We start from the raw sequence: 18,348 nt of genomic DNA, 5'->3' as shown, positions 1-18,348 counted from the left end.
CGTCGTCCCCGGTGATCTCCGAGTGGACGCGCCGCAGATCCTCCACCAGGGAGCCGAGCAGCACCCAGTGCCGCGGATCGGGCGTCGAGATCACCAGCGGCGCCGTGAGCGCGGGGATGTTCGCCGTCGCGGTGTCGGGCTCGACGACGGGGGAGTCCGGGTCGCGACTGAGCAGCCGGAGGTCGTGCGCCGCCCGGCGCAGCTCCTCGGCGATCGCGATCATGGTCGGTTCGCCGGTGAGCCCGTCGTCGTAGTGGTCGTGGAACGCCCGCGTCATGCCGATCGCCCGCGTGACGATGGGCTTGAGGCGCGCGAACAGAGCCTCGTCGTGAGCCAGGACGACCCGGTGCTTCCCCTGCCGCGGGTTCAGCGTCAGGCTCTCCTCGGCCGCGGTCAGCGCGGTCGCGGCCTTCGCCTCCATCGGGCGCAGGAGGCGGGCCTCGATCAGGAGGGCGTCGAGCTCTCCCGGCGTGAGCGTGCTCGTGATCGCCTGGGCGAGCCGGTCGAGGGTCGAGGCGAGCTCGTTCCCGAGCGCGAGGACGGCGGTGCGCGCCGGCGCCGTGAGCACGGGAGGGACGACCGCGATGTTGACGATCACGCCGATGACCGCACCGACGATCGTCTCGCCGATCCGGGCGAAGGCGTACTCCGGATTCGACGCCCCGATCGCGAGGACGAGCATGGCGCTGATCGGCACCTGGTTGGCGCTGCCCGGGGTCAGCTTGAGCACCCACGCGAGCAGCACCGAGACGACGACCGCGACCAGCACGATCCAGCTGTTCATCCCGAACGCCAGACCGACCGCGTAGGCCACCAGCACGCCGACGATCACGCCGAGCGAGCGCTCGATCGCGCGGCCGACGGACTGGTTCACGCTCGGCTGCACCACGAGCAGGGCCGCGATCGCGGCGAACACCGGCAGTTCCCCCGGCACGATCAGGCTCGCCGCGAGCCAGGCCAGGATCATCGCGACGGCGGTCTTGAGCACCTGCAGGAACGGCGTGCGGCTCGTCGCGCGGATGTTCGCGGGGAGTTTCAGTGCCACTGCTCCAGGCTAGTCCGCATAGCGGCGGTACCGGTCCGCCGCTCGCTCGACCCCGCGCTCCTGCGCGGCCGTCAGCGGCAGGAACGGGCGCGCTTCGATCGCCTCCCCGTCGCGCCGCCAGGTGCCGGCGACGCGACCGCGCGCGATCACGACGGGGGAGAAGATGCCGTTCTTGCCGGGGACGACGCGCTCGAAGTCCGCGGGATCGATGACGGGGTCGCGGTTCTGATACCCGAGGAGGTATTCGTCGAAGCCGGGCAGGAGGTGCACGGCGGCGCTCTCCGCGCGGGTCTCGGGAGTCGCGGTCGCTGTGTCGGCCAGGCGCGCGGTGACGAGGTACTCGGTGCCGTCGACCTCGAGGGTGGTGAGCTCGTCGCCCAGCACGGCGACGGCGGTGCGCGCCTGCGCGACGGTTCCCTTCGTCCACCAGACGAAGTCCTTCAGGGTGGCGGGGCCGTGACCGGCGAGGTAGCGACGCAGGTACTCGGCGATCGCCTCGTCCGGCTCGAGCGTGCGCGACGCCGAGAGCGGCGCCCACTCGTCGAGCAGCACGAGCGCCTGCTGGGTGCGGTGCGTCGGCCCCCAGCAGATCACGCCGGTCTGCGCGAGGAAGTACAGCAGGTGGTAGCCGCGCTGACCGCCCGTGGCGATGCCCGCGGCCTCCCAGAGCGCCATGACGTCGGCGCGTCCGAGGCTGCGCCCGCCGGAGAGGGCGGCTGTGAGGAGGTCCTGGGCGCGCACGAAGTCGGGCGGCTCGAGCTCCAGATCGCGGTGCCGGCGCGTCAGCCCGGCGACCATGCGGGCGGTGGTGACACCGAGCATCCAGCGGAGGTCCTCCGGCGCGACGAAGTGCAGGGTGCCGCGCATGGGCCACAACCGCACGATCCGGCCGGCATCCAGGTCCGCGAGCACGGCGCTACGTGAAGGGGCGACCGTCCGCAGGGCGAGCGCCCAGCAGGCCGCGCCGAAATCCTGCGCCTGCACCGCCAGCATCCGGCGCGTCACATCGGCGGGACCGACTTCGCGGTCGCCGTCGAGCGCCTGCGCGAGGCGGCGCATCCGGAGCAGGTCGGAACGGCGCGCTGGCATGGGTCCAGTCTGCCGCAGGGCACCGACACGGGTGCGAGGCGCGCTAGGGGAGGATGCCGAGCTCGCTGAGCTGCTCGCTCAGTCCTGCGCCGTCGGGCGCGTACACCCAGGGCGCTCCCGAGATCTCGCTGTGCTTCTCCGCCTTCGAGCGACCGCCGGCGAGCACCGCCTCGCCGCCGGAGAGCTGGCGGATCGCGACCCCGGTCACGTTGTCGGGGTGGGCTGTCGTGAACTCCCCGTAGAGCATCTCATCGTGCTGGCCGTCGTCGCCGATGAGCAGCCACTTGAGTCCGGGGAACTCGGATGCCAGCCGCTCGAGGCTCGTGCGCTTGTGCTCGCGGCCGCTCCGGAAGATCCGGTCGTGGGTGGGTCCCCAGTCGGTGAGCAGCAGCGGACCGGCCGGGAACAGGTTGCGGGAGAGGAACCGGCGCAGCGTGGGCGCGACGTTCCAGGCCCCGGTCGAGAGGTAGATCACCGGCGTTCCGGGATGGGTCGCCGCCAGCCGTTCCAGCAGGACCGCCATGCCGGGAGTGGGGACGCGCGCGTGCTCGTCGAGCACGAAGGTGTTCCAGGCCGCGAGCAGCGGGCGGGGGAGGGCGGTCACCATGACGGTGTCGTCGACGTCGGAGATGATGCCGAACTCGGCCTTCGGGTCCACGATGTAGATCGGCGCTTCGAACACCCGGCTGGACTCGACGGTGGACAGCCGCACCGTGTGCCAGCCGGGGGTGAGCTGGACGGGGACGACCGTGTCGATCACGCCGCCGCGGTCGGGCATGACCGTGTGGGTCTCGCCCTCGATCTCGACGGTGACCGCCACATCCGCCACGGGAACGCTGACGAACGACCGCCAGCCGCGGATGGACTCCTCGCGCTTGCGATGCTTGCGCTCGGCCCGGCTGCCCGGACGGGGCTCCTTCGCCAGGACGACGCGGCCCAGGATGCGCACCCAGGTGGGCGCTCCGTAGCCGGTGTACGGCAGGACGGTCGCGAGATACCCGCGCTTGCGCGCCCGGCGGGCCCGGAACTCGTGGAACGCGTCTTCGATACGCGCGGCCCGGTGCATGATGGGCTCCACGGAGGCGCTGCGCTTGTCCGGAGTTGCGGTCATAGAGATTCAAGTCTCTCATGGAGTGCAGGATCGATTTCGACAGCCCCCAGATCTGGGGGGCGATCACTGAGCGAGTCGGAGCGGATTCCCCGCAATAAGTGAGCTTTCCACGAATATGATCGTTACCAATGGAGTGCGTGACGCGCGGCGTCACGCCCGGGTTGGGGAACCGCAACACGTAACGTAGTCACCGGAAAGAAGGAGTTGCGATCGTGCCCATCAACGACCTCGTCGCTGGACAGAACACCGTCGGAGCCGCGCTCGTGCGCACCGAGCCGATCCAGGAGCGCAGCGCCGCCCGGGTCGACGCGCTGTTGGACGCGGCCGCCGAAGTGGTCGACGAGATCGGCTTCGACCGGCTGACCACGGCGATGGTGGCCGAGCGGGCGGGCGCCTCGATCGGCACCGTGTACCGGTACTTCCCCGATCGCATCGTGCTCCTCCAGGCGCTCCGCGACCGCGCGGTGCTGCGCTATCGCCGCACCGTCGTCGAGGCGATCCACGAGCAGCAGCCCGAGCACTGGTGGAACGCCGTCGAGGCCGCCATCGACTCGTTCGTCACGATGTTCCGCGACGAGGCGGGCTTCCGCATCATCCGGTTCACCGACGCCGAGCGCTCCGGCGTGCCGGGCGAGGAGGTCGTGCGCGACGTCTCGTTCGCCGCCCAGTTCGCCGACATCCTCGCCGACGAGTACAGCCTGCCCGCCGGCGACGACCTGGCCTTCCGGCTCGAGATCGTGGTGGAGATCATGGACTCGCTGATCAACCGCGCCTTCCGCGACGACCCGGCGGGCGACGAGCGCTACATCGCCGAGGCCCGCGTCGTCGCCCGCGAGTACCTCGAGAAGCGCTACGGCAGCGAGGCCTGATCCCGCTCTCCCCTCGTGGGAATGTCGGTGGTCCGCGCGACGCTGACATCCATCGACGGCTGCGCTCCGAAGAAGCGGGGGAGATCGACGATCTCTTCTGATTTCCGCCATAAAGGGACGCATCCGTTGCCAAACGGGCAGAACGCTGTTTGGGTGGAATGGATGGACCTGACCGACAGAAATGGGCCCCTGCGATGATCGAGTTCCGTTCGGTGACGAAACAGTTCCCCGACGGCACCGTCGCGGTCGACGACTTCTCGCTCGTGATCCCGTCGCGCAAGATCACGGTGCTGGTCGGCTCCTCCGGTAGCGGCAAGACCACGATCCTGCGCATGATCAACCGGATGGTGGATCCGACGAGCGGCACGATCGAGATCGACGGCGAGGACGTGCAGAACCTGCAGCCCGTCCAGCTGCGGCGCAGCATCGGGTACGTCATGCAGAACTCCGGTCTGCTCCCGCACCGCAAGGTCGTCGACAACATCGCGACCGTCCCTTTGCTCCGCGGGGTCAAGAAGCGGGAGGCGCGGCAGAACGCCCTCGAGCTGATGGACACGGTCGGGCTCGAGCGCTCGCTCGCCGACCGGTACCCAAGCCAGCTCTCGGGCGGACAGCAGCAGCGCGTCGGCGTCGCCCGCGGCCTCGCCGTCGACCCGAACATCCTGCTCATGGACGAGCCGTTCGGCGCCGTCGACCCGATCGTCCGCGACGAACTGCAGAACGAGCTGCTGCACCTGCAGCGCGAGCTCGACAAGACGGTCGTCTTCGTGACCCACGACATCGACGAGGCGTTCCGGCTCGGCAGCCAGGTCGTGATCTTCCGCAAGGGCGGCATCATCGCCCAGCAGGGCACGCCGTCCGAGATCCTGGCGGCGCCCGCGGACGAGTTCGTCGCGTCGTTCATCGGCGCCGACCGCGGACGCCGTGCGCTCCACGTCGAGCAGACCCCGACCGGCGATGTGCTGGTCGACAGCGAAGGACGGCCGGCCGGTGTGCTGACCCCGTCCGATGAGGCAAAGGCCACGACCCTCCCGGTCGTGGGTGCTTCGGCGCAGGGTGAGGAAGCGTCGTGAGCTGGCTGTGGTCGAACATCGGCCTCGTCTGGGATCTCACGGTCGCTCACGTGACGCTGAGCGTGTTCCCGATCGTCATCGGGTTCCTGGTCTCGATTCCGATCGGCTGGGTCGCGAACCGCTACCGCGCGAGCCGCGGAGTGCTGCTGACGATCGGCGGCATCCTCTACACGATCCCATCGCTGCCGCTCTTCGTGGCGATGCCGGCGCTGATCGGCACGCAGATCCTGGACCCGAAGAACGTGGTCATCGCCCTCAGCCTGTATGCGCTCGCCCTGATGGTGCGCACGACCTCCGACGCGCTCGCGAGCGTGCCCGGTGACGTGCTGCAGTCGGCGTCCGCCGTGGGCTTCAGCACCTGGCGCCGCTTCTGGTCCGTCGAGCTGCCGCTCGCCGGTCCGGTGCTGCTCGCGGGTCTCCGGGTGGTCTCGGTGAGCACGGTGAGCCTCGTCAGCGTCGGCTCCCTCGTCGGCGTGAGCAACCTCGGAACGATGTTCGTGCAGGGGCTGAACCAGTACAACAACGCCGAGGTGGTGACGGGCATCGTCGCGATCGTGATCATCGCGCTCGTCTTCGACCTGGCCCTGGTGCTCCTCGGGAGGCTCCTGATGCCGTGGACCCGGCTCGGCACGACCAAGCGCGCGAGCCGCCGTGCCGCGCTGAGGGCGGTGACGGGCGCATGACCGATATCCTCGCGGCGTTCGCCTGGGTGTTCGACCCGGCCAACTGGGCCGGCCCGAGCGGCATCCTCGCGCGTCTCGGCGAGCACGCCTGGTACTCGCTGCTGACGCTGATCCTGGCCGCGGTGATCGCCCTGCCGATCGGACTGGCGATCGGCCACACCGGCCGGTTCCGCGGGCTCGCCGTCGGCGTCTCCGGCGCCCTGCGCGCGATCCCGACGCTCGGCCTCGTGGTCTACCTGGCCCTCATCACGCTGAACCTCAGCATCATCCCCCCGCTGATCGCGCTGACCATCCTGGCGATCCCGCCCGTGCTGGCGGGCGCGTACTCCGGGCTGGAATCGGTGGACCGGCGCACGATCGACGCGGCGCGCGCCATGGGGATGACGGAGCTCCAGATCCTGTTCAAGGTCGAGATCCCGCTGTCCCTGCCACTGCTCATCGGCGGGATCCGCTCTGCAGCCCTGCAGGTCATCGCGACCTGGACGGTCGCGGCCATCCTGCCGGTCGGCGGCCTCGGCCGCTTCCTGTTCGACGGACTCGCCGTGCAGCGCTACGACGAGATGCTGGGCGGCTCGATCCTCGTGATCGCGCTCGCCCTCGTCACCGACGGCGTCTTCGCCCTCGTGCAGCGCCTCGTGGTGCCGCGCGGCGTCACCGCCGGCAAGATCCAGGACGTGCGCTCGAAGGACCCCTGGCGCCCCATCGGCCCCTCGGTTCCCAACCATCCGGTCGGGAACAGCAGCACCTGACCCCCGAACCCACCAAGATCCATAGCACCCACCGAAAGAGAGAAACCAACATGTTCGCATCCAAGAGAGGCCGCATCGCGGCCGGCGTGGTGGCGGCGGGAGCCCTCCTGGCTCTCAGCGCGTGCTCGTCCGGCGGTGGCGCGCTCGGCGGCAACACCTCGACCTCGTCGAGCGACAGCGTCACCATCGGCTCCGCCGCGTTCGGCGAGTCCGAGATCCTCATGCAGGTGTACGGCCAGGCTCTGGCCGCCAACGGTGTGAAGGTCAACTACAAGCCGAGCATCGGTCAGCGCGACGTCTACCTCAAGGCGCTGCAGGACGGCTCGATCGACCTGATCCCCGAGTACAGCGGCAACCTGCTTCAGTTCTACAAGAAGGACAGCACCGCCACCTCCAGCGACGACGTCTACACGGCGCTCAAGTCGGCCCTCCCCAAGGGTTACGAGGTGCTCGATCAGGCCGAGGCGCAGGACGCCGACTCCTACAACGTCACCAAGGAGTTCTCGGAGAAGTGGGGCGTCACCAGCCTCGCCGACCTCTCCAAGGTCACCGACCCGCTGACGGTGGGCGCGAACCCGGAGTTCGAGACCCGTCCCTACGGCATCCCGGGGCTCAAGTCGGCCTACGGCGTCACCGCGACGCTGAAGCCGATCAGCGACTCGGGCGGCCCGCTGACCGTCACGGCGCTGAAGAACGGCGACGTGCAGCTGGCCGACATCTACACGACGACCCCGGCCATCAAGGACAACGGCTTCGTGACCCTGAAGGACCCGAAGAGCCTGATCGCGGCGCAGAACATCGTCCCGCTGATCAACACCTCCAAGGCGACGGACAAGGTCAAGGAGGTCCTGAACAAGGTCTCCGCCGAGCTCACCACCGATGACCTCATCACGATGAACAGCGAGAACCAGGGCTCCAGCAAGACCGCGCCCGACGTGGTCGCGAAGAACTGGCTGAAGGACCACCCCGTCAAGTAGACGCGGGCGTCATTCTCCGTCGTGCGGCGGCTCGGGAGACCGGGCCGCCGCACCCATGTGCGCCGCCTCGCGCTTCTGCAGGATCTTCTTCACGAGGAAGACCAGCACGATGAAGACCGCGATGATGGCCACGAAGATGTACCCGGCCCAGTGCAGCTCCCGCGAGAGCTCGCGATAGCTCCCGGCGGCCAGCGAACCGACGCTGACGTAGGCGAACGCCCACAGGATGCACGCCGGCGCCGTCCACGTCATGAAGGTGCGGTACCGCATCGGGCTCATCCCCACCGTCAGCGGGATGAGCGAGTGCAGCACTGGCAGGAAGCGGGACAGGAAGACGGCGATCCCGCCGCGTCGCGCGAGATACGCCTCCGCCTTGTCGAAGTTGTCCTGGCCGAGCTTGCGGCCCAGCTTGCTGGCGCGGATGCGCGGCCCGAACCAGCGGCCCAGGGCGAAGCCGATCGACTCGCCGCACAGGGCGCCGATCACGACCGCGACGACCATCGCGAAGTACTCGACGGGGCCCTCGACCGCGGTGCTCGCGACGAGGACGATCGTGTCGCCCGGGACGATCAGGCCGACGAGGATGGACGTCTCCAGCATGATCCCGACGCCGGCGAGCAGCGTCCGCAGAACGGGATCCACGCTCTGGACGAGGTCGAGGATCCAGTTGAGCGCGTCGTTCACGGGGCGGGCGCCGTCCGCACGAGGCTCCAGAACGCCGTGAGCGCGTCCGCCATGTCGGCCGACGGGTCCAGCATCCACTGCACCTGCATGCCGTCGGCGACGGCGATGCCGAGCCGGGCGAGCTGCCGCGCGTCGACCGCGTCGGTCATCCGGCCCGCGGCCTGCTCGGCGCGCACGTGCTGCTCGAGGCCGCCGACGATCCTCGCGTAGCGCTCGACGAAGTAGTCGTGGCCGGGATGCTCGGGATCGGATGCCTCGGCGGAGAGGGTCGCGTAGAGCTGCACGAGCCCCGGGACCTCGGCGTTGTGGCGGATGACGCGCACGAGGCCGTCCGCGGCGTCCGCCCACTGGTCGCCGAGCTCCGCCCCGCCCGTGTCCACCTCGTCGCGCTTGCGCAGCACCTCGGAGAAGAGCTCCTCCTTCGAGGAGAAGTGATGCAGCAGGCCCGCCTGGCTCAGCCCCACGGACTCGGCGATCTCGCGCAGCGACGCCTTGCGGTATCCCTTGTCGGCGAACACCTCCAGCGCGCGCGAGAGGATCTCCTCCCGTTTGGCGATTCCCTTGGCGTACGAGCCCTTCTTCGGCATACGGACGATGCTACTGGGCCGCGCCTGGGAGACCGGAGCGCTCAGCTGGTGAGCACCAGCACCGGCGGCACGACGACGAGGAGGACGGTCACGACGGCGATGGTGAGGCGGAGCGCCGGGCCCACCGTGCGGCGGCCGGCGGTGAGCCGCGCCTCCCGGGCGAGGAGGGCGTCGCGCCGCTGCTCGGGCGTGCGGCGGTCCTTCGGGGCGCCGAGCGCGGAGCCCGCCGTGCCCGTCTCGTCGACGATGCGGATCGCTCCGGCGAGCACGGGGTCGCCCGACGACCGCCGTGCGGTGTCGTCGGCGAGCATCTCGAGCAGCAGCGCGACGGCGTCCTGGGCGCGGGTGGCGATGGGGAACCAGGGGAGGGCGCGCTTCCACGACCGGAACGCGTCCAACAGGAGGTGGTGCTTCTGGCGCAGGTGCGTGCGCTCGTGCGCGATCACCGCGTCCAGCTCCTCGGGGCTGAGCAACGCGATCATCCCCTCGGAGAGCACCGTCACGCTGCGGGCTCCGGGGAGGCAGTACGCCGCGGGTGCGGGATGGTCGATCACCCGTGTGCTGGGCACGTCCGGGAGGGGCGAGCTGAGGAGGCGCAGCAGCTCCATGTGCTGGTGGCGCTGGCGGCGGCTGCGCACCGACGTCAGCGCGAGGTTCAGTACGAGGTGCGCCGTGAGCAGGACCGCCGCACTCAGCAGGAACGCGTTGAGCAGGCTGACGCCGGAGGGGAGCGGGCCCGTGAAGAGGGTGCCCGCCGCTCCCGCGATCCGGCTCCACAGGTCGTCGCCGAACGGCTGCAGGCCGGCGAGCAGCAGGGAGCCGATCATCGAGATGCCACCCGCGAGCGCGATCGACTGCCACAGCGCGACGGCGAGGACGGGAGCGGCCGTCGGCCAGGTCGCCCGCGCGAGGAGCAGCGGCACGGGCCAGGCCAGGGCGATCGCCAGCAGCCCGAGGATGATGGCCGTCTCGTTGACGGGGAGCACGGTCGGACTAGGAGGTGCGCGCGTCGAGCAGGCGGCGCAGCACCTGCGCCTCCGACTCGTCGACGGTTCCCACGAAGTAGGCGAGCGCCTCGGTGCGGTCGGAGGACGACTCCAGCACCTCGCGCATCAGATCGGCGACGTGACCGGCCTTGCTGAGGGCCGCGAAGTAGACGTGCGGGCGGACGTCGCGCTCGCGGTCGACCATGCCCTTCTGCTCGAGGCGGGAGAGCACGGTGAGCACCGTCGTGAGCGCGGGAGTCTTGCCCTCCCCACGGGTGGCCGATAGCTTGTCGCGTAACTCGTTGGCAGTGATCGGGGCGTCGCCCGCCCACAGGGCGTCCATGACAGCCCGCTCCAGTTCTCCGAGATTCGCCACGGATACAGCGTACGCGAAGATGCTGAGAATGTTCTACACTCTGTAGAAGACGCACTTCTACACCGTGTAGAAGACCGATCGAAGGGTGAGACGCCGTGCACGATCTCTTGGACCCGCTGCTGCTGTCGCGGTGGCAGTTCGGGCTCACAACGATCTACCATTTCCTGTTCGTGCCCCTGACGATCGGCGTCGTCACCGTGGTCGCGATCTTCCAGACCTGCTGGTACCGCACGGGCAAGGTCCACTACCTGCAGCTCACCCACTTCTTCGGCAAGATCTTCCTGATCAACTTCGCCATGGGTGTCGTGACGGGCATCGTGCAGGAGTTCCAGTTCGGCATGAACTGGTCGGACTACTCGCGCTTCGTCGGCGACATCTTCGGCGCTCCGCTCGCGCTGGAGGGCCTGCTCGCGTTCTTCCTGGAGGCCACCTTCATCGGCCTCTGGATCTTCGGCTGGGACAAGCTGCCCAGGGGTCTGCACCTGGCGACCATCTGGTTGACGGCGGCCGGCAGCATCCTCTCGGCGTACTTCATCATCGCGGCCAACGCCTTCATGCAGAACCCGGTCGGCTACACGCTCAACCCGGAGCGCGGCCGGGCCGAGCTCACCGACATCTGGGCGGTGCTCACCAACAAGGTGGCGCTCGCGGCGTTCCCGCACACGATCTTCGGCGCGTTCATGGTGTCGGCGGGGCTGATGATCACGGTCGCGGCCTGGCACCTCTCGCGCAACCAGCACCTCGAGACCATGCGCCCCGCGCTGAAGTTCAGCCTCTGGATGATGGTGGTCGCCGGCATCGGCACGGTGCTGAGCGGAGACCAGCTCGGCCTCGCGATGGTGGAGACGCAGCCGATGAAGATGGCGGCCGCGGAGGCGTTGTACAAGACGTCGACGGGAGCCGACGCCTCGTTCTCGATCTTCACGCTGGGCACACCAGACGGCGTGCACGAGCTGTTCTCCATCCGCGTGCCGTATCTGCTGTCGTTCCTCTCGACGCACACGCTGAACGGGACGGTCGAGGGCATCAACGACCTCCAGGCCCAGTACGTGCAGCTGTACGGACCGGGCGACTACACCCCGACGATCTGGGTCACCTACTGGGCGTTCCGCTGGATGATCGGCCTCGGCATGCTCCACGTGCTCGTCGCCGTCGTCGGCCTCTGGCTGACCCGCAAGGGCCGCATGCCGAAGCGCCAGTGGCAGTGGAAGCTCGCCATCTGGGCGATGCCGCTCTCGCTCGCCGCGATGATCGTCGGCTGGATCTTCACCGAGATGGGCCGGCAGCCGTGGATCGTCTTCAGCCTGATGAAGACGGCGGACGGCGTCTCGCCCAACACCACCGGCCTCGAGGTGCTGATCTCGATCATCGCCTTCACCCTCGTCTACGGCGCACTGGCGGTCGTCGAGTTCAAGCTGATCAAACGTGCGGCCCAGAAGGGTCCGGCCCCGGTCGAGGAGCATCTCGACGAAGAGGGCAAGCACGTCCCGGTCGCGACGGTCTACTAGGAGGAGACGGAAAATGGATCTCGCAGTTCTCTGGTTCGGCATCGTCGCCTTCTTCTTCGTCGGCTACTTCGTCCTCGACGGGTTCGACTTCGGCGTCGGGATGGCGCTGCCCTTCCTCGGCAAGGACGACGTGGACCGCCGCGTCATGATCAACACCATCGGCCCGGTCTGGGACCTCAACGAGACCTGGGTCATCGTGGGCGGCGCCGCGCTGTTCGCGGCCTTCCCCGAGTGGTACGCCACGCTGTTCAGCGGGTTCTACCTGGCGCTGCTGCTCATCCTGATCGCGCTCATCCTGCGCGGGGTCTCGTTCGAGTACCGGCACCAGCGCGACAGCACGCGGTGGAAGAAGTGGTTCGACGGCATGATCGTGTTCGGCTCCGCCGTTCCCGCGTTCCTCTGGGGCTGCGCCTTCGCGAACATCGTGCAGGGCGTGGCGCTCGACTCGGGCTACAACTACACGGGCACGCTGTTCGACCTCCTGAACGCCTACGGCCTGCTGGGCGGACTGACGACGCTCCTGCTGTTCTTCACGCACGGGGTCGTGTTCATCTCGCTGAAGACCGACGGCGCCATCCGGGAGCGGGCGCGCTCGCTGGCCGTGAAGTCGGGCGCGGTGACCGTCGTCGTCGCGGCGGCGTTCCTGCTCTGGACCGGCATCGCGCACTTCTCGGTCGTGTTCCTGATCCTGGCCGCGCTGGCCGCCGTCGCCCTGATCGCCTCGTGGGTCGCCAACCTGCGCGGTGCCGAGGGCTGGTCGTTCGCGCTCATGGCGGCGACGATCGCCTTCGCCGTGGTCTCGCTCTTCGCCGCGCTCTTCCCGAACGTGATGCCGTCGTCGCCGAACCCGGAGAACAGCCTCACGATCGCGAACGCGTCGAGCACCACCGCGACCCTCACCGTGATGACCTGGGTGGCGGCGATCTTCCTGCCGCTGATCCTGCTCTACCAGGGCTTCACGTACTGGGTCTTCCGCAAGCGGGTCACCCGGGCCAGCATCCCGGACGAGGCCCCCGAACCCGTGAACGCCTGACCGGTGAAGCCTTTCGATCCCCGCCTCCTGAGGTACGCCTCCGCGTCCCGGGGGACCCTCGCCGCCGGCGGTCTGCTCGCCATCGTGCAGACCGCCGCCGGCCTGGCGTTCGCCTGGCTCGTGACGCAGCTGATCGTGCGCGCGATCGCGGGTGAGGATCTCACGGCCCTCAGCGGCCTGATCGCCGCGCTCGTGTTGGTGGTCATCGGGCGGGGCGTCGTGCTCTGGCTCGTCGACGCGGTCGCCGCGCGCGGCGGCGCACGGGTGATCGGGCAGTTGCGGGAACGGCTCATGTCCGCTGTCGCGACGCTCGGCCCCGGGTGGACGGCCTCGCGCAACTCGGCCGACGTGACACTCGTCGCCGGCCGCGGGATGGAGGCGCTCGACGGGTACTTCGGCAAGTACCTGCCGCAGCTGATCATGACGGCCGTGGCCACGCCGATCCTGGTGCTGGTGATCGGCTGGCAGGACCTCACGAGCGGGATCATCATCCTGCTGACCCTGCCGCTCATCCCGCTCTTCATGGTGCTCGTCGGCTGGGCGACCCAGGCGGCGCAGAAGCGGCAGTGGACCGCGCTCTCGACGCTGTCCCGCGGCTTCCTCGACGTGGTCGGCGGGCTCTCCACGCTGAAGCTCTTCGGGCGGCAGCACCGCCAGGAGGGGCGGATCCGCTCGGTGAGCGAGGACTACCGGGTGCACACCATGAAGGTGCTCCGGATGTCGTTCCTCTCCGGTTTCGTGCTCGAGCTGGCGGCCAGCCTGTCGGTCGCGCTCGTCGCGGTGACCATCGGCCTGCGACTCGTCGCGGGCGACATGGAGCTGTCGGTCGGGCTGTTCGTGCTGCTGCTCGCACCGGAGGCCTTTCTCCCTCTCCGCAACGTGGGCGCGAGCTATCACGCCGCGGCCGAGGGCGTCGAGGCCGCCGAGAACGCGTTCGCGGTGATCGAGGCGGCGGAGAACGCCGACGCGACCGCTCCGGCCCCGGCGGAGGGAGGGGCACCCGCCGAGCCGGGGCTCGCCTTCGCGGGGGTCGTCGTGCGCTACGACGGGCAGCCCGTGGTCGGTCCCTTCACCGCCGTCGTCGCCCCGGGGAGGCTGGCCGCACTGAGCGCTCCGAGCGGCGCCGGAAAGTCGAGCCTCGTCTCTGCGGCCCTCGGCTTCGCGGACGCGGAGGGCACGATCGTCGCGGGACGCCGGAGCGACGCCGAGGGGCGGCGATCCGCGATCGCGTGGGCCGGACAGCGGCCCGGGCTGATCGCCGGCACGATCGCCTCGAACGTCGCGCTCGGCGACCCGCATCCCGAGCGCACCGCCGTGCTCGACGCCCTGCACGACGCGGCCGCCGGCGAGCTCGACCCCGACGCGAGCGTCGATGCCGGGGGAGCCGGACTGTCCGGCGGTCAGGCGCAGCGCGTCGCCGTCGCCCGCGCCCTGTACCGGCTGCGCACCCGCGACTGCCCCGTCCTGATCCTCGACGAGCCCACCTCGGCGCTCGACGCCGCGACCGAGTCCGCGCTGATGGCCAGCCTCCGGCGGATCGCGGACGCCGGGTCGGCCGTGCTCGTCGTCAGCCACCGGGAGGCCGTGGTCGCCGCGGCCGACGTGATCTTCGAAGTGGAGGCGGCCGATCGTGTCCGCTGACGTCCGCCGTATCCTGCGGCTCTCCCTCCCGCCGGCCCGCCGGCTGTGGGCCGCGGTGGCCCTGGGCGCGCTGAGTGCCGCCTGCGCCGTGGCGCTGCTCGGCGTCAGCGCCTGGCTGATCACCTATGCCGCCGAGCAGCCGCCCGTCCTGTTCCTGTCGATGGCCGTGGTCGGCGTGCGTGCGTTCGCCCTCGGCCGCGCCTTCTTCCGCTACCTGGAGCGCCTGGCCGGCCACGACGCGGCGTTCCGGCAGCTGCCGGCCATCCGCTCCTCGCTCTTCGCGCGCCTCGTGCCCCTCGCACCGGACGGCCTGCGCGGCGCGCGCGGCGGCGACCTGCTCTCGCGGATCGCCGACGACGTCGACGAGCTGCAGAACTACTCGCTGCGAGTGGTCCAGCCGCTGGTGACCTCCGGGCTGATCGCGCTGGCGAGCGTGGTCGTCGCCGTCCTGCTCCTCCCCGAGGCGGGGGTCGCCCTCCTGGCGATGCTCGTCCTGGCCGTCGTCGCCGGATCGTTCGTCAACTCGTGGGCCGCGGGAGCCGCCGAGCGCCGGATCGCACCGCTCCGCGCCGAGCTCTCCGACGCGATCCTCGACCTGGTCCGTAACGTCGACGTGCTCACCGCCTACGGGGCGCTTCCCGCCGCGCAGGCGCGGGTGTCCGCGGCGAGCGACCGCCTGACCGGCGCGGTCCGCGCCCGCGCGGCCGGTCTCGGCCTCACCGCCGGTGCTGTCTCGCTGCTCGCGGGCGGCGCGACCGTCCTCGGCCTCGTGTCCGGCATCCCGGCGCTCGGGGCCGGACGGATCGACGGTCCCGTCCTCGCGGTCGTCGCGCTGCTCCCGCTCGCGGTGTTCGAGGTCTTCGGCATGGTTCCGCTCGCGCTGGGCGCATGGCGGCAGGTGCAGGCGAGCGCCCGTCGCATCGCCGAGGCCGCGCCCGCCTCCGTGCCGGGTGGCATCCCCGTCGATGCCGAGGGCGCCGAGCCGCTCGCAGTCGACGGCGTGCCGGTGCTCCGGCTGGCCCGCGTGTCCGCGCACTGGCCGGGCGTCGACCGTCCGGTGCTGCACGACATCGATCTCGAACTCCTGCCGGGGGAGCGGGTGCTGCTGACCGGCCCGACCGGGGCGGGCAAGACGGCGCTGGCCCATGTGCTGGTGCGCTTCCTGGAGCACGACGGCAGCTACTCCGTCGGCGGTGTCGAGACGCGGGACGCGCGACAGGACGATGTGCGCCGGGTGGTCGGGCTGTGCGAGCAGCAGCCCTACCTCTTCGACGCCGACCTGCGGCAGAACCTGCTGTTCGCGCACGAGACCGCCACGGACGAGGAGCTGCTGGCGGTGCTGGAGCGCGTCGGCCTGGCGGACTGGGCGCGCGAGCGCGACGGCCTCGCGACGAGCGTGGGCGAGCACGGAGCCCTGGTGTCGGGCGGTCAGGCGCAGCGGATCGCGCTGGCGCGCGCCCTGCTGGCCGACTTCCCCGTGCTCGTCGTCGACGAGCCCACGGCGAACGTCGACGTGACGGCCGCCGACCGGGTGGTGCGCGACATCCTCCGCACCGCGGAGGAGGACGGGCGCACGGTGCTGCTCATCTCGCACACCGACGTCCCGCGCGAGCTCATCACCCGGAGCATCGCCCTGGAGGACGGCCGGATCACGGACGCGGCGGCAGCGGCCTAGCCAGCGCGGCGAAGCGGGAGCGCCACGCGTCGGTGCGGGCCGGATCCTGCGCGAGCGCGGGGCCGTCCACCCACGCCGTCACCGGGCGGATGCCGTGCAGCGCGTTCACCGCCCACAGCGTCGCACCGTCGAGCTGCGCCGGCCGCACCTCCTCCTCGTCCACCGGAACCCGGAGGGCCGCCGCGATCCCGCGGACGGTCCGGGCGGCGACGCTGTCGACCCGGGCGAGGGAGAGCGGAGGCGCGAACAGAGTGTCGCCGCGCCACCAGAGGAGCGCCGTCGTCGAACCATCGGACACGTAACCCTCGTCGAGGATGACGGCCTCCTGCGCACCACGGCTCTGCGCGCGTTGGCGCAGGACCGAGAGCCGGTCGATGTCCGGCCCCTTGAGGTCGGGAGCGGTGCGCGGGTCGGAGGCGGCGGTCGCCACGACGAGGGATTCGCCGAGCGGCGGGGCGGTCCGCAGCCGGAACCGCAGACGCAGGGCGTCGCGGGTGCGCACGAGCTCGAACCGCGGGAACCACGCGCCCTCACGGGGCAGCGCGGCGACCCCGGCCTCCCAGAACGCCTGGATCTCGGAGCGGTCGGGATGCCCCTGCAGCCGCGCCGACTCCTGGAACCGCGCGGAGTGCAGCGCGAGCGCGAGCGCGGTCCCGTCGGTGACGAGGAAGGAGTCCGCGACGAGGAGCTCGGTCTCGGCCACCTCGCAGGAGTCGCGGGCGACGAGCTCGCCGCCCGCCCAGTCGAAGAGGGTGCTGCTCGCGTCCATTCGCCTAGGCTAGCCCAGTGGTTCTCCCGCTCCGCGCGCTGCCGCTCGACGACTGGGTCGATCCGGCGGATGCCTTCGTCGCGCTCTTCGGCGACCCGTCGGCGACGTCGCGCGCGGCCGACGCGGTGTGGCTCGACAGCGGCCCCGATGCCGTCGACGGGCGGAGCGTCATCGCCACCGGCCGGCGGGTGCTCACCGCGTCGGCGTCCCGCGGCACGGTCACGGTCGACGGCGTCGAACGCGCGGGAGAGGCCCTCGACGCCCTCCGCGCCGAGCTCTCCGGCTGGGAGGCGCCGAGCATCCCGGACGCGCCGTTCGGCTGGGTCGGCTGGCTCGGCTACGAGACCGGCGCGCGCCCGCTGGGGGTCCCGTACCGCGCGGGCGACGGGGCCGATTCCGCGCTGCTGCTCGTCGACCGCGCCGTCGTCTTCGATCACGCCTCCCGCCGGGTGGAGATCATCACTGCGCCGGAAGGTGACGACCGCGAGTGGGCGGAGGAGGCGCGCGCGGCCCTCGCGGACTGCGCGGGCGCAGCGGCGGCGTACGATCGCGCCCATCCCGTGCCCGAGGCGGCAGCCGTCTGGCGTCACGGCGACGACGCGTACCTCGGCCTGATCCGCGACTGCCTCGACGCCATCCGGGACGGCGACGCCTATCAGCTGTGCCTCACGAACCTCGCGACGGCGCGCACCGACGCGGACCCGCTCGCGGTGCAGCTCCGGCTGCGCGCGACGAGCCCGGCGCACCACGGGGGATTCCTCCGGATCGCGGGGGAGGCGCTCGTCAGCTCGTCGCCCGAGCAGTTCCTGCACGTCTCGGCCGCGGGGCGCGTGCGCACGAAGCCGATCAAGGGGACCCGGCCGCGCGGCGCCACCGTCTCCGCCGACCTCGCGCTCCGCGCCGAGCTGGAGGCGAGCGACAAGGAGCGGGCCGAGAACGTCATGATCGTCGACCTGATGCGCAACGACCTCGCGCGCGTCTGCGCGGTCGGCTCGGTGGAGGTCCGGCACCTGCTCGCGGTCGAGAGCTACGCGCAGGTGCATCAGCTGGTGAGCACGGTGGAGGGGCGGCTGCGCGACGGGCTCGGCGCGGTGGACGCGATCGCGGCGTGCTTCCCGGCCGGCTCGATGACGGGCGCTCCGAAGCTCAGCGCCATGCGCATCCTGTCCCGGCTGGAGGACGGCCCACGCGGTGTGTACGCGGGCTGCTTCGGGTTCATCGGGCTGGACGGGTCCGCCGATCTCGCCATGGTCATCCGGAGCCTCCGCTTCCGCGACGGCGGGGTGCAGATCGGCGCGGGCGGCGGGATCACCGCGCTCTCGGTCCCGCTCGAGGAGTTGGAGGAGGTGCGGGTCAAGGCGGCTCCGCTGCTCCGCTCCGCCGGACTGCGCGTCCCCGGCGCTTGACGTCGGCTGGGAACGGACTGGACGCCTCCGACGTTTAGTAGTCTGGAGTCCCGGGCTTGTGCCCGGAGTCTGCTTCGCCAGCCACCC

The 18,348-nt window shown here is 70.8% G+C and carries 18 protein-coding genes; 10 read left to right on the top strand and 8 right to left on the bottom strand.

All coding sequences use genetic code 11. The annotated features are described in order from the left end of the window. The 3 genes from BGO91_RS07230 to BGO91_RS07220 all read right to left on the bottom strand — a co-directional run. Positions 1-1,045 (bottom strand): aromatic acid exporter family protein (locus tag BGO91_RS07230; RefSeq protein ID WP_366925293.1); only part of this gene is annotated, 1,045 nt, incomplete at its 3' end. 9 nt (positions 1,046-1,054) lie between these two features. Then, positions 1,055-2,134 (bottom strand): winged helix DNA-binding domain-containing protein, encoded by a 1,080-nt coding sequence (locus BGO91_RS07225; protein ID WP_290472116.1) that lies wholly within the window; start codon positions 2,132-2,134, stop codon positions 1,055-1,057. Between the two features lie 43 nt (positions 2,135-2,177). Further along, positions 2,178-3,245 carry an App1 family protein gene (locus BGO91_RS07220; RefSeq protein WP_290472115.1) on the bottom strand — a complete coding sequence of 356 codons (1,068 nt, stop codon included), beginning with the start codon at positions 3,243-3,245 and terminating at the stop codon, positions 2,178-2,180. A 212-nt stretch (positions 3,246-3,457) separates the two neighbouring features. On the opposite strand from BGO91_RS07220, the gene BGO91_RS07215 reads away from it, so the two are divergent. The 5 genes from BGO91_RS07215 (at position 3,458) to BGO91_RS07195 (ending at position 7,596) form a co-directional block, all read left to right on the top strand. Next, the gene (locus tag BGO91_RS07215) at positions 3,458-4,114 is read left to right on the top strand and encodes a TetR/AcrR family transcriptional regulator (RefSeq protein ID WP_290472114.1); all 657 of its coding nucleotides are present in this window, start codon (positions 3,458-3,460) and stop codon (positions 4,112-4,114) included. A gap of 194 nt (positions 4,115-4,308) precedes the next feature. After that, positions 4,309-5,187: an ATP-binding cassette domain-containing protein gene (locus BGO91_RS07210; protein WP_290472113.1), complete on the top strand. Its 879-nt coding sequence runs from the start codon at positions 4,309-4,311 to the stop codon at positions 5,185-5,187. Then, entirely contained in the window at positions 5,184-5,870 is a 687-nt protein-coding gene (locus BGO91_RS07205; RefSeq protein ID WP_290472112.1) for an ABC transporter permease, read from the top strand. The genes BGO91_RS07210 and BGO91_RS07205 overlap by 4 nt, the downstream gene beginning before the upstream one ends. Further along, complete coding sequence (locus tag BGO91_RS07200) at positions 5,867-6,619, top strand: ABC transporter permease (protein WP_290472111.1); 753 nt, start codon at positions 5,867-5,869, stop codon at positions 6,617-6,619. Before BGO91_RS07205 ends, BGO91_RS07200 begins: the two co-directional genes overlap by 4 nt. A gap of 50 nt (positions 6,620-6,669) precedes the next feature. Beyond that, positions 6,670-7,596 carry an ABC transporter substrate-binding protein gene (locus BGO91_RS07195; RefSeq protein WP_290472110.1) on the top strand — a complete coding sequence of 309 codons (927 nt, stop codon included), beginning with the start codon at positions 6,670-6,672 and terminating at the stop codon, positions 7,594-7,596. Positions 7,597-7,605: 9 nt separating this feature from the next. On the opposite strand, the gene BGO91_RS07190 is transcribed toward BGO91_RS07195, so the two are convergent. From BGO91_RS07190 to BGO91_RS07175, 4 genes are read right to left on the bottom strand one after another with little or no spacing between them, the layout of a single operon-like run. Next, positions 7,606-8,280, bottom strand: a complete 675-nt coding sequence (locus BGO91_RS07190) for a DedA family protein (protein WP_290472109.1) — start codon at positions 8,278-8,280, stop codon at positions 7,606-7,608. Beyond that, positions 8,277-8,867, bottom strand: a complete 591-nt coding sequence (locus tag BGO91_RS07185; RefSeq protein WP_290472108.1) for a TetR/AcrR family transcriptional regulator — start codon at positions 8,865-8,867, stop codon at positions 8,277-8,279. The genes BGO91_RS07190 and BGO91_RS07185 overlap by 4 nt, the downstream gene beginning before the upstream one ends. 41 nt (positions 8,868-8,908) lie before the next feature. Further along, entirely contained in the window at positions 8,909-9,853 is a 945-nt protein-coding gene (locus tag BGO91_RS07180; RefSeq protein ID WP_290472107.1) for a M56 family metallopeptidase, read from the bottom strand. A 7-nt stretch (positions 9,854-9,860) separates the two neighbouring features. Further along, the gene (locus tag BGO91_RS07175) at positions 9,861-10,229 is read right to left on the bottom strand and encodes a BlaI/MecI/CopY family transcriptional regulator (RefSeq protein WP_290472106.1); all 369 of its coding nucleotides are present in this window, start codon (positions 10,227-10,229) and stop codon (positions 9,861-9,863) included. 95 nt (positions 10,230-10,324) lie between these two features. Here BGO91_RS07175 and BGO91_RS07170 point away from each other — a divergent pair, with 95 nt between their 5' ends. The 4 genes from BGO91_RS07170 to cydC are packed head-to-tail and all read left to right on the top strand — an operon-like array spanning position 10,325 to position 16,086. Further along, entirely contained in the window at positions 10,325-11,737 is a 1,413-nt protein-coding gene (locus tag BGO91_RS07170; protein WP_290472105.1) for a cytochrome ubiquinol oxidase subunit I, read from the top strand. Between the two features lie 13 nt (positions 11,738-11,750). Beyond that, complete coding sequence (gene cydB, locus BGO91_RS07165) at positions 11,751-12,770, top strand: cytochrome d ubiquinol oxidase subunit II (RefSeq protein WP_290472104.1); 1,020 nt, start codon at positions 11,751-11,753, stop codon at positions 12,768-12,770. A 3-nt stretch (positions 12,771-12,773) separates the two neighbouring features. Then, positions 12,774-14,411 (top strand): thiol reductant ABC exporter subunit CydD, encoded by a 1,638-nt coding sequence (cydD, locus tag BGO91_RS07160; protein WP_290472103.1) that lies wholly within the window; start codon positions 12,774-12,776, stop codon positions 14,409-14,411. After that, positions 14,401-16,086, top strand: a complete 1,686-nt coding sequence (gene cydC / locus BGO91_RS07155) for a thiol reductant ABC exporter subunit CydC (protein WP_290472102.1) — start codon at positions 14,401-14,403, stop codon at positions 16,084-16,086. Before cydD ends, cydC begins: the two co-directional genes overlap by 11 nt. Here the strand turns inward: cydC and BGO91_RS07150 are convergent. Next, positions 16,061-16,855 (bottom strand): aminotransferase class IV, encoded by a 795-nt coding sequence (locus BGO91_RS07150; protein WP_290472101.1) that lies wholly within the window; start codon positions 16,853-16,855, stop codon positions 16,061-16,063. The two genes, cydC and BGO91_RS07150, sit on opposite strands and share 26 nt — an antisense overlap. Before the next feature lie 17 nt (positions 16,856-16,872). On the opposite strand from BGO91_RS07150, the gene BGO91_RS07145 reads away from it, so the two are divergent. Continuing rightward, a complete protein-coding gene (locus BGO91_RS07145; protein ID WP_290472100.1) occupies positions 16,873-18,261 on the top strand; it encodes an anthranilate synthase component I family protein in 1,389 nt (462 codons plus the stop codon). Positions 18,262-18,348 lie beyond the last annotated feature (87 nt).

It is taken from the genome of Leifsonia sp. 71-9 (genome assembly GCF_001898805.1).
Taxonomy (GTDB): Bacteria; Actinomycetota; Actinomycetes; order Actinomycetales; family Microbacteriaceae; genus Leifsonia.
Note: the sequence above shows the minus strand (reverse complement) of the source record. Positions and strands in the feature narration are given on the sequence as shown.

Excerpts from the sequence above, each read along its gene's own strand:
- BGO91_RS07225 (WP_290472116.1), bottom strand. The coding sequence starts at position 2,134 with ATGCCAGCGCGCCGTTCCGACCTGCTCCGGATGCGCCGCCTCGCGCAG.
- BGO91_RS07220 (WP_290472115.1), bottom strand. The coding sequence starts at position 3,245 with ATGACCGCAACTCCGGACAAGCGCAGCGCCTCCGTGGAGCCCATCATG.
- BGO91_RS07210 (WP_290472113.1), top strand. The coding sequence starts at position 4,309 with ATGATCGAGTTCCGTTCGGTGACGAAACAGTTCCCCGACGGCACCGTC.
- BGO91_RS07200 (WP_290472111.1), top strand. The coding sequence starts at position 5,867 with ATGACCGATATCCTCGCGGCGTTCGCCTGGGTGTTCGACCCGGCCAAC.
- BGO91_RS07195 (WP_290472110.1), top strand. The coding sequence starts at position 6,670 with ATGTTCGCATCCAAGAGAGGCCGCATCGCGGCCGGCGTGGTGGCGGCG.
- BGO91_RS07185 (WP_290472108.1), bottom strand. The coding sequence starts at position 8,867 with ATGCCGAAGAAGGGCTCGTACGCCAAGGGAATCGCCAAACGGGAGGAG.
- cydB (WP_290472104.1), top strand. The coding sequence starts at position 11,751 with ATGGATCTCGCAGTTCTCTGGTTCGGCATCGTCGCCTTCTTCTTCGTC.
- BGO91_RS07150 (WP_290472101.1), bottom strand. The coding sequence starts at position 16,855 with ATGGACGCGAGCAGCACCCTCTTCGACTGGGCGGGCGGCGAGCTCGTC.